Here is an 8,587-nt window from a genome sequence, read left to right on the forward strand (position 1 = left end):
GGTCCTGCTCAAGGGGTCGACCACCCTCGTCGCACAGCCCGGCCTCCCCGTGCTGGCCAACCCGACGGGGACCCCTCTGTTGGCCACGGCCGGTTCCGGCGACGTGCTGGCCGGGGCGATCGGTGCGCTGCTGGCCGGCGGGCTGCCCGCCTACGAGGCCGCGATGTGCGGTGCGTACCTGCACGGGCGCGCGGCCGTCCTGGCCCGGGGCGGGGCGCCGGTCAGCGCCTCGGACCTGCTGGACGGCCTGCCGCTCGCCACCGCGGAGGCGAGGCGGGGCGCCTGACACGGCGCGCCGGTCGCGGGCCCGGCGGACCGGTTCGAGCCCGGGGAGGGTCAGCCCCTCCGGGCCGTGTCGAGACCGCGCCGCACGATGTCGGTGATGAAGTAGTCGCCGGGGTCGCGCTCGTCGCGCAGCACGTGGACGGTGGAGTCGTCCACCCACAGGAACTCGGTGTGCTTGCCGGGCTCCAGCCGTGGCGCGGACAGGTCGCCCTCCACCCGGACCAGGTAGTCGATCTCGCGGCGGGTGACGCCGTCGCCGGGGTCCCAGTCGAGGGAGAACAGTTCGGCGAGCACCCCGGTCAGGCGCCAGCCGGTCTCCTCCTCGACCTCGCGGGCCAGCCCTTCCAGCATGGTCTCGCCCGGTTCGACGTGGCCGCCGACGATGTCCCAGCAGTGCGGGAACACCTTGCGGGTGGGGGAGCGGCGCTGGGCGAAGACCCGGCCCGAGGGGTCGGCGATCACCGCGCCCGCGACCCAGGTCCGTCCGTCGGACGTGTCCGGGAACTCGATCCCCGGCGCCACCTCGATATCGTTCACGCGTCCTCCTCGGTGACCTCGTCGTCGACCGGCAAGCCTACGTCGCCGCCGCGCGCGCCGCGCCGGGGCAGCCGGAGCGTGAGCAGCTTGGCGCGCGGGGCCAGCTGGGCGGCCAGGTCGAACACCGCCTCCGTGCGGGAGTGGTCCTCGTCCAGGACCGAGAACAGGTTCACCCCGAGGTAGAAGGTGATCGCCCCGTAGGCCACCTCCCGGGCGGGCACCAGCCTGGCCAGCGGCGACCCCCCGAGCACCCGCTCCCACTCCTGCTCGATGAAGGCGATCCAGGGCTCGGCGCGTTCCTTGATCTCCCCGCGCAGCTCCGGTTTGGTGACGGCGGCCGCCACCAGCTCGGAGAACTCGGTGATGTAGCCGCGTTCCAGGTCGGTGCGGTAGATCCGGGTCGCCGCCGCCACGAGTTCCTCCAGGGTGCGCGCGGGGGCGGTCAGCTCCCGGTACATGGCCAACCGCTCGGCGCTCGACCGGTCCAGCGCGGCGAGCAGCAGTTGGTCGACCCCGCCGAAGTGGTAGAAGACCAACGCCGAGTTGGCCTCCGCACGCGCCGCGATCGCCCGCGCCGACGCCCCCGCGTACCCCTCCTCGCGCAGGACCGCACCGGCCGCGACCAGGAGTCGCTCCTTGGTCTCCTCGCTGGTCCTGCGTCCGCCGCCGCCCTTGGCCATGACCCTCCTTGCGATTCGCGATGGATTCATCATACGGTTTAATCGAGTGATTAAAACGAGTGGTTTAACCATATGGCCGAATCAAGGGAGAGCGAGCCTTCCGTGCCCGAGGAACCCCACCGCCCCCCGTCCCCCGCACGCGCCCGTTTGGCGCTGCTCCTCCTGGTGCTCTTCGCCCTGCTGCTCCTCCTGCGCGTCACCCACTGGGGGCGCCTGGACCAGACCGCGCTGTTCTACGTCGGCCTTCCCGCCGTCATCGCCCTGCTGGTCGTGTGTACCGCCCGGCCGTGCACAGCCGTCGGCGTCGCGATGGCGGCCACCACCGTCCTCCTGGCACTGTCCGGTCCGCTGCTCGGAGAGGGCCTGGTGTGCCTGGTCATCGCCGCGCCGCTGATCTACGGCGTCGTCGCGCTCGTCGCCTGGGTGTGCGTGGCGATCCGACGGGACGGCCCCGCGGCCCGACACGCCCTGTTCGCCGTACCGCTGCTCTTCGGCCTGACGCTGGAGGGCGTGGGCGGGGTCGGCCTCCTGCCCGCCGACGACCGGGGCGAGGGGGAGGTTTTGGTCGACGCGGCCCCCGACGCGGTCGCCGCGGCCCTCGCCGCACCGCCCGACTACGGCTCCCCGGACGCCCTCCTCCTACGCGCGGTCCCCTTCCCCGAGCCGGTCGGGGCGGAGGGTGCGGGGTTGGCGGTCGGCGACACCAGGACCGTCACCTTCACCCGGGCGCGGTCGCTGGGGATCGGCGCCGAGTGGGTCGACCAGCACATGGAGCTGGTGGTCGTCGAGAGCGACGTGCGGTCCGACGGCGGACGCGTCGTCTTCGAGGTGACCGAGGACACCGCGTTCGCCCGGTGGATGGACATGCGCCGGGCCGAGGCCGTGTGGACGGCGGAGGGCGACGGGACCCGGCTGTCCTGGGCGATCGACTTCGAACGCACCTACGAGCCCTCATGGTACTTCGGGCCGCTCCAGTCCTACGCGACCGACCTGGCCGCCACCTACCTCGCCGACACCTTCGCGGCCTCCGCGACGGAGGGAGACCGATGAGCCCAGAACTCCACGCCGGGCTCGTCCGGGGCCTCGGCCTGTTCGTCCCCCTGCTGCTGTTCACCGGGCTGTGCCTGTGGCGCGCCCCCCGCCGGCGCGAGACCGCCGCGGTGATCGTGGCCAGCGCATGGTCCCTGCTCACCCTCGTCCCGCTCAACCTGTACGCCCCGCACACGGGCTGGTGGACCTTCCACACCGACGGGGCCGAGTGGCGCGGCATCCCCCTCGACCTCCTGCTCGCCTGGGTGGTGCTGTGGGGCGCGCTCCCCGCGCTGCTGCTGCGCCTCCTGCCGGTCCCGCTCCTGGCCGGCCTGCTGGTCTGGATCGACGTGATCCTCATGCCGTTGGCCGACCCGGTCATCGACCTGGGCACCTTCTGGCTGGCCGGGGAGCTGACCGGAGCCACCGTGACCCTCATCCCGGCGCTCCTGCTCGCCTACTGGACCCGGAACGGCCAGCTCGTCCACGCCCGCGTGTGGACCCAGGCCACCCTGGCGGGCGGGCTCATGGTGGCTCTGCCGATCCTCGTGCTGGGGCCGGAGGTCCCGTCCGGCCCGGAGGCCCTCGCGGGCGCCCAACTCCTCCTCCTGGCGGGGCTGCCCGGCCTCGCCGCCGCGCGGGAGTTCGCCCGGGTGGGCGGAGGGACCCCGCTCCCGTACGACCCCCCGGAACGTCTGGTCACCAGCGGCCCCTACGCCTTCGTGCGCAACCCCATGCAGACGTCGCTGGTCGTCGTCCACCTCCTCCTCGCCGTCCTGCTGCGCGAACCCCTCGTCCTGCTCCTGGCGGTGTCGGCGGCGGTCTACTCCGTCGGTGTGGCCGCCTGGCACGAGGGCGCCCAGCTGCGCGAGCGCTTCGGAGCGGACTGGGCCGCCTACCGGTCACGGGTGCGGCCCTGGCTGCCCCGGTGGCGGCCATGGCCGGGCAGGACCAGGGGCGTGCTCCACGTCGACGCGAACTGCGCGCTGTGCCTGACCCTCGCCCGCTGGTTCACCGTCCGGTCACCGATCGCCCTCGACATCCGCCCCGCCGCCGAGCACCCCGACGTGCTGTACCGCCTCACCTATGAGACCCCGGACGGGTTGCGCTGGAGCGGGGTCTCCGCGTTGGCCAGGGCGTTGGAGCACCTCAACCTCGGCTGGGCGCTCACCGGGTGGGCGATCGACCTTCCCGGGGTGCGGCACCTCGTCCAACTGTGCGGCGACGCCTTCGGGGCCGGACCGCACCCGGCCCGCGCCCCGCGTGCCGATCGGGGCGGATCCGAACTGCCCGCCCCGGCCTGAGCCGTTCGGAACGGCGCGCTGAGCGGGCCGGGCCGGTGCACGGGGCGTCGCGTAGCGGTCCCCGAGGGTGAGAGGCCGCGTGACGCGCCCCACGCACCGCGCCGTTATGCTCGGTCCGGGCCGCCCCGCCTCCACGGCGCGGGAGGTCCGGACCGCCCCCTGGTACGGCACGAGGACACCCATGGAAGAACAGGCCATGCTCGCGCGCGACCTCGTTCTGCGCGTCTGTGCCGGAGCCACCGAGCTCGATCCCCACTGGATCAGGGCCGGAGGCAAGGTGACGACCCCGTTCGTGGTGCCCCGCGACCGCAACCTCATCCGCGCGATCGTCTCCGCGGGCCGCGCCATGGGGGTGTCCCGGCTCCTGGTCTGCCGCACCCGGGCCGAGTTCTCCTACGACGCCGTCACCGAGGTCCCCCTCGACACCGACACCCTCATCGACCTCATCCGCGGTTGGGGACCCCACCCCACCGACTTCCTCGTCTGTGTCGAGGACTTCTCCGCCGCCGTCCTGGTCGCGGCCGACGAACTCACCGTCGCCGCGGGCCCCGCCGACTTCGTCCGCGAACTCGTGGGCGCCGACATCCCCCAGGCCCGCACCGCCTTCGCCGCCCGAGCCAGAGCCGACGGCGGTGTCCAGCTCACCCGCGCCGCCCAGCTCTACGGCTGCGTCGCCCCCGGCGCCAGGCACACCAAGGCTCCCCGCGTGCCCGGGCCCGACCTGGCCGAACGCGTCGCACGCGGGTTCGCGAGGGCCCGAGAGCGCTCACCGCGCACCGTCCGCGCCCTGCGCGCCCTGCGGGGCGCCTGGGGGTGGGCCGTGCTCGTCGTGCTGCTCGCCGCGCCCCTGGCCGTCCCCGGACTGGACGCCGCGATCCCGACCCTGGTCGCCGCCTTCCTCCTGCTCTTCCAGCTGTCCTGGCTCGCCCGCTCCCGCACGGTCTCCTTCGCCGACCTGCTGCGGATGGCCGCCGTCGGCGCGGCCCTGCTCTGGCCGATCGCCGCCGCCGAGGCCGCCCTCCTCCGGCTCCTGGGGGCCGAGCCCTACGGCGTGGTCGGCTACGCCTACGTCGCGGTGCCCGTCGAGGAGCTCGGCAAGCTCGTCCCGCTGCTGCTGTTCGCGTTGGTCGCGCGGCGCCGCGCCCGCCGCCTGGCCGCGGTCGACCTCCTGCTGCTGGCCGCCGCCTCCGGAGCGGGTTTCCAACTGGCCGAACGCCTGCTCACCGAGGTCGCCCTCGGCGCCGCCGACGTCTCCGCCGACGACGGGGTCCTGCTGCCCGGAGGCACCACGGTCACCGCGCCGGACGGGACCGTCCTCGCGGTCTTCGCCGGGCACGCCGTGACCACTGGTCTGGTCGGGGCCGTCCTCGGACTGGCGGTCGTCGGACGCCGGTACGGCGCGTGGCTCTGGCTGCTGCCTCCCGTGGCACTGGCGGTCGCCCTCCTGGACCACCTCAACCTCAACGCGGTGCTCGCCGGGGCCGCACTGCACCCGGCCACGGACGTCGTCCACGGCCTGCTCGGCGGCGGGGTCCTCACCCCGTGGCTGCTCCTGCTCGCGCTGGCGTGCGCCGTCGCCATGGACTACCGGATGATCGGCACCGCCGCCGAGAGCACCCCCGCGCTGCCCGGCCAGCCGCCCCTGCCCCGGCTGCGGCGCTGGGCCTGGGGGCGTTCGATCGCGATGCGGGTCCGGGTCCCGGCCGACATCGCGCCGCTGTTCCGGCGCGTCGCGCTCTCGTGGGTGGACCTGCCGGTCACCCTCGCCACGACGGTGTCGTCCATCGCGCACGAACTGGCCGTGTCCGCCATCGCCGCCCGGCGGGGGCCGACGGCGCTGTGCGACACCTGGCGGTTCCTGCGGTGGCGCCGCGCGAACGCGATGGGCGAGGCCAGGTCCGAGGGGCGGGCCTGGCGTCGGTACCCCGACCAGGAGGAGCTGACGCGAGGTGTCCGGGAACTGGCCGCCCGGCTCGGGCTGTCCGCGACCGGCGGTGTGACCGGTGCCCGCGCGGCGGGCGCGCTGTTCGCGGCGTCGCCCGTGGTGGCGGGGATGTCGCTGTTCTCCGGGACCCCGGAGGCGGGGGACGGGACCGACGGGGCGGCGTACGCGCTGCTGGCGCTGGATCGGGCGCAGACGTGGCTGGGCGGTCTCGACGCGGGCGGGACCGTGTGGGCGGCGCTGTCGCTGGTCGCGGTGGTGACGCTGCTGGTGTCGGGCAACGGGGTGCCCTACGTTCACCCGAGGATGGGCGCGTTCCTGCGCGCGCCCGGCGCCAACACGGGGGTCGTGCTGGGGATGCTGGCACCAGGGCAGGTGGGGTACGCCCTGGTCGGCCTGGCCGGGATGGCGCTGCCGAGGCGGGTGGACCGGCTGCTGGTGCGGTGACGCGCGGCGACGCCGACTTCGAGCGTGCGGTCCCGTCCTGGTGACCTCACTGACGTGAGGCCACGCCGTCATTCAACAGACTCCGACGCGATGATCGGGCGGATGTCGCGGCCGCCCCTCGGGCACACCCAGGAAGGAACACCGTCCACCACATCGGGTTTGGCGGGATGGGGGTGTCCCGGGCAGGTGGGCACCGGATCGCCGTGGGTGCTTTCCAGAACCTCCTCCTGAAGCTGGTCCGCGAGCATCCTGATCGATTCGGCGTCCGGCAGGGAGTTCGGAAGTCTCACCATGGACCCTGATCCCCCGGGGTCAAGGGAGAGGCCGACCAGCACGCCCGGCTCACCGCCTCCCCAGGAAGCGCTGTTGGACCCCAGACGAAGGGTGGAGCCGGGTTCGAGTCCGCTTTCAATGATAAAGGCATTGACATTTTCCAGTTCCGTGACGGTCAACCTGGATGTGCGAGGACTCCCGAGTTGGCGGGGGATATCCTCCGCCAACTTCCTGACGGCGTCTGCGCTTCGCTTCTGGTTCACTGTTCGACCCGGACGCCAGCGGGCCAAGCGATGATGCCATCGCCAGAATTTCCTGCAACATTGACTCGAAATATCAGAATATCTTCACATTGGATTCTGTCGCCGTTGTCCGCTGGCGCTAGTGTTCCGTGCCAGTGGTAGCTCTTGTCTTGGGCGGTGTGTGGAGAATTCTGCGGCATGCCCCTCCCGTTCCTTCTCCAGGAGATCCCCTTCTCCTCGACTTGGCTCGTGATGATCCTCTGCGCCTGGCGGGATATTTTGTACCCTCAGTCGATGTTGCCGATTCCACAATTTTAGAGGAGAGGCGAAAGTCCCTCGAACCGTTCGTCAAGGAGGTCATGCCGGCCCTCCGGTAGGCGGCACGATGCCCGGCCCCATGGTGACTCTGTCGACGTGACGCCGCGCGCCGTCCGGTTCCGCCCGCACTCCTGAGGTTCTCGCGGGCGGGGCCGGGCATGCCGGAACTGGCGACGTGAGCGTCTCCCTATATCAAGGAAACCGCGCCGCTCCGCTGTGTGCCAGGCCGGAGTCCCGACCTGTGGACCAAGGGCCGCGCAACGAATCGCCGAGCCCTCACGGCCCGGCTGAACCGGAGCGTGCGAGGTCAGGCCGGGGTGACGCCCCGCGGCGGATCGAAGGCCCGCACCGGGGGCAGCGGGCCGGTGAACGGCTCCACCCGCACCCGGGTCAGCTGCCCCGTGCACGCCTGGGACAGCGACGACGTCCCCACGTCCTCGGTCAGCGCGTTCGGGTTGCCGTGCGCGCAGGTCGCCCCGTCCGCCGACGGGTCGAACCACGCGCCCGTCGACAGCTGCGCCACCCCCGGCCGGAGCGCGTCGCTCACCACCAGTCCGGCCAGGCACGAGCCGCGCGCGCCGACCACCCGCACCACGTCTCCGTCGGCGACCCCGGCGGCCCGGGCGTCGTCCGGGTGCATCCGCAGCGGCGCGCGGTCCCGGACCTTCTGCGACCGGCTGTGCGCCCCCATGTCCTGCTGGCTGTGCAGCCGCCCGCTCGGCTGGTTGGCGAGCAGCACGAGCGGCCGTGTGGCGNTCCACCGCCGGGCCCGGCAGCCACACCGGGTGCCCGGGGCAGTCCTCGTACCCGAAGGACGCGATCGTCTCCGAGTACAGCTCGATCCGGCCGCTCGGCGTCCGCAGCGGCCGCCCCTCCGGATCCTCGCGGAACTCACCGAGCAGCGCCTCGTCCTCCACCCGGCCCGGGATCTCCACCCGTCCCCGCGCCCAGAACGCGTCGAAGTCGGGCACCTCCAGCCCCCGGCGGGCCGCCATCGACCGCCAGCGCCCGTAGATGTGCCGCAGCCACTCCCCGCTCGTCCGGCCCTCGGTGAACTCCTCGCGCACGCCCAGCCGCTCGGCCAGGTCGGCGTAGGTGTCGTACTCGTCGCGCGCCTCACCGTGCGGCGGCACCGCGCGCGGCATCGCCCTGACGGTCAGGTCGCCCTGGCTCGCGGTCAGGTCGTCGCGCTCCAGGACGGTCGTCGCCGGGATCACGATGTCGGCGTGGCGCGCCGTCGCCGTCCAGTGCGTCTCGTGCACCACCACGGTCTCCGCCCGGCCGAACGCCCTGCTCAGCCGCGTGAGGTCCTGGTGGTGGTGGAAGGGGTTGCCGCCCGCCCAGTACACGAGCCGCACGTGCGGGTAGCGCCGTTCGGCCCCGTCGTACCGGTAGGCGCCGCCCGGGTGCAGCAGCATGTCCGCGACCCGCGCCACCGGGATGAACGAGTCCACCGGGTTGTCGCCCTGCGGCAGGCGCGGCAGCCCCAGTGGCGTCGCCCCGCCCCCGTAGCTGCCCATGGAGCCGTAC

Annotated in this window: 7 protein-coding genes and 1 pseudogene; 4 read left to right on the forward strand and 4 right to left on the reverse strand. The window is 73.3% G+C overall.

Annotated features, from left to right (window positions below; translation table 11 throughout):
* A partial coding sequence (locus D471_RS33810; protein ID WP_040689174.1) for an ADP-dependent NAD(P)H-hydrate dehydratase occupies positions 1–286 on the forward strand: 286 nt, incomplete at its 5' end.
* A 50-nt stretch (positions 287–336) separates the two neighbouring features.
* On the opposite strand, the gene D471_RS0110745 is transcribed toward D471_RS33810, so the two are convergent.
* Together D471_RS0110745 and D471_RS0110750 are read right to left on the reverse strand one after the other, a co-directional pair.
* On the reverse strand, positions 337–822 hold the full coding sequence (locus D471_RS0110745) for an NUDIX hydrolase (protein ID WP_017598624.1): 486 nt from the start codon (positions 820–822) through the stop codon (positions 337–339).
* Positions 819–1,502 (reverse strand): TetR/AcrR family transcriptional regulator, encoded by a 684-nt coding sequence (locus D471_RS0110750; RefSeq protein ID WP_017598625.1) that lies wholly within the window; start codon positions 1,500–1,502, stop codon positions 819–821. Before D471_RS0110750 ends, D471_RS0110745 begins: the two co-directional genes overlap by 4 nt.
* Positions 1,503–1,574: 72 nt before the next feature.
* On the opposite strand from D471_RS0110750, the gene D471_RS0110755 reads away from it, so the two are divergent.
* The 3 genes from D471_RS0110755 (at position 1,575) to D471_RS0110765 (ending at position 6,224) form a co-directional block, all read left to right on the forward strand.
* Positions 1,575–2,552 (forward strand): hypothetical protein, encoded by a 978-nt coding sequence (locus D471_RS0110755; RefSeq protein ID WP_051059147.1) that lies wholly within the window; start codon positions 1,575–1,577, stop codon positions 2,550–2,552.
* On the forward strand, positions 2,549–3,835 hold the full coding sequence (locus D471_RS0110760) for a methyltransferase family protein (RefSeq protein ID WP_017598627.1): 1,287 nt from the start codon (positions 2,549–2,551) through the stop codon (positions 3,833–3,835). The genes D471_RS0110755 and D471_RS0110760 overlap by 4 nt, the downstream gene beginning before the upstream one ends.
* 181 nt (positions 3,836–4,016) lie before the next feature.
* Positions 4,017–6,224: a PrsW family glutamic-type intramembrane protease gene (locus D471_RS0110765; protein ID WP_017598628.1), complete on the forward strand. Its 2,208-nt coding sequence runs from the start codon at positions 4,017–4,019 to the stop codon at positions 6,222–6,224.
* 68 nt (positions 6,225–6,292) lie between these two features.
* Here the strand turns inward: D471_RS0110765 and D471_RS39415 are convergent, their stop codons facing one another.
* Both D471_RS39415 and D471_RS41710 read right to left on the reverse strand, forming a co-directional pair.
* Entirely contained in the window at positions 6,293–6,676 is a 384-nt protein-coding gene (locus D471_RS39415; RefSeq protein WP_152486267.1) for a hypothetical protein, read from the reverse strand.
* 688 nt (positions 6,677–7,364) lie between these two features.
* Positions 7,365–8,587: pseudogene (locus D471_RS41710) on the reverse strand (molybdopterin dinucleotide binding domain-containing protein); the annotation flags it as partial.

Origin of the sequence: Nocardiopsis lucentensis DSM 44048 (assembly GCF_000341125.1) — a bacterium.
Classification (GTDB): domain Bacteria; phylum Actinomycetota; class Actinomycetes; order Streptosporangiales; family Streptosporangiaceae; genus Nocardiopsis; species Nocardiopsis lucentensis.